1 protein-coding gene and 1 pseudogene (1 of these 2 cut by a window edge) are annotated in these 1,634 nt (G+C 64.6%); one reads left to right on the forward strand and one right to left on the reverse strand.

Translation table 11 applies throughout. From position 1 onward, the window contains the following. Positions 1 to 1,152, forward strand: partial view of a M23 family metallopeptidase gene (locus NKH41_RS31370; RefSeq protein ID WP_352935529.1) — the 3' portion only. 807 nt of this gene lie to the left of the window's left edge; only the last 1,152 of its 1,959 coding nucleotides appear in the window; its start codon lies off the left edge, out of view; it ends in the stop codon at positions 1,150 to 1,152. A gap of 18 nt (positions 1,153 to 1,170) precedes the next feature. Here the strand turns inward: NKH41_RS31370 and NKH41_RS31375 are convergent. Then, positions 1,171 to 1,634, reverse strand: a pseudogene (locus NKH41_RS31375) (MFS transporter); the annotation flags it as partial.

Genomic DNA, 1,634 nt, shown 5'->3' on the forward strand with positions numbered 1-1,634 from the left:
GAGGAAATCATCCCCTTCACCAAGGATCTCGACATTGCCGAGGCCTTCGCTGATTCGGGCTATACCGGCGAGGATGCCACCGGAATGGCCGAGGCGATCGCCAAATTGCTGAATGCGACGGCCCTCAAGGCAGGAACCGTGCTGCGCGTTGGGCTTGAGGTCCATGGCGACGCCGCCAAGATCGTTCGCACCAGCGTGTACGACAGGACCCAGCACATCGTCACCATCGCACTCGACGACCACGACCAGTACGTGCCGGCGCAGGAGCCGGAGCCAAATCCCGAATTGCTGACGGCGTTCGACGATTCGCCTGCGCCCGTAGTGCGCGGCAATCTGCCGAACATCTATGACGGCATCTACCGCACCGCCTATTCCTACGGCATGTCCAAGGCGATGACGCAACGACTGATCAAGTTGCTGGCATCCAGTGTCGACTTTCAGTCGCGCCTCAATCCCACGGACCGCATCGAAGTGCTGTTCTCGCAACCCGATGGCGACGACCAGGCGTCTGACGAATCCGAGCTGCTTTACGTCTCCGCGACTTTCGGCGGCACGACGCGAAATTTCTACCGTTTCCAGATGCAGGACGGCAGCACCGACTACTTCGACGAAAATGGTAGCAGCGCCGAGCAGTTTCTGCTGCGCAATCCGTTGCCCAATGGCCGATTTACGTCAGGGTTCGGTGCCAGGCGCCACCCCATTTTGGGGTATGTGAAAATGCATACCGGCACCGACTGGGCAGCTCCCGTGGGATCGCCGATCATTGCCGCGGGCAATGGCGTCGTCGAAAAAGCCGGCTGGGCCGGTGGCTATGGCAAGCAGATCATCTTGCGTCACGCCAATGGCTACGAGACGTCCTACAATCACCAGAGCGCCTTTGCCAAAGGCATCGAGCCGGGTGTTCGCGTTCGCCAGGGTCAGGTTATCGGCTATCTCGGCTCAACCGGCCTCTCCACCGGTCCGCATCTTCATTACGAACTGATCGTCAACGGCACAAAGGTCGATTCGATGCGCGTCCGCCTACCGGTCGGCAAGACGCTCAAGGGCGACGACCTCGTCGCCTTCAAGCGCGAGCGCGAACGCATCGACGACCTGCTCAAGCAGGAAGACGGCAATCAGTTGAAGGTCGCGAGCGCCAAGATCGAAGGCTGAGCCGACGTTTTTTCGTCGTCAGCCGTGCTGATTCGCCGTGTCGCGCGCCCATGGCAGCCGCTCGCCGGAAACCGTCGTCCACGCGGCGATTGCCGAAAGCAGGCAAAGCACCGCGGTCACCGCGGCAACGGCGGCGAATGCCGCGTCGCTGGCGGCAAGTCGTGCCGCATCGAGGCCGGGCGCCAGGCCGGCTGGCGGCGGTTCGCCGAAACCCGGAATGCCGGAGCCGGCAGCGGTGCCGAGCACGCCAGCGTAGACCCAGGCCGCCAGCGATCCCATCGCCGCCACGGCAATCAGGCCGCCGATGCGCGAGACGGCGTTGTTGATGCCCGAGGCCGCACCCGTATCCTTGTCCTCGCCCCCCCCCCCGGCGGCGGGGGGGGCCGGGGCCGACCCCCCCCCCCCCCCGCCCGCCCCCCCCGCCCAGCACCCGGGAAACCCCCCCCCGACAATTTTGGTGGGCCCCCAAGCCCGCCCAAGCG

It is taken from the genome of Mesorhizobium sp. M1169 (genome assembly GCF_040318345.1).
Classification (GTDB): Bacteria; Pseudomonadota; Alphaproteobacteria; order Rhizobiales; family Rhizobiaceae; genus Mesorhizobium.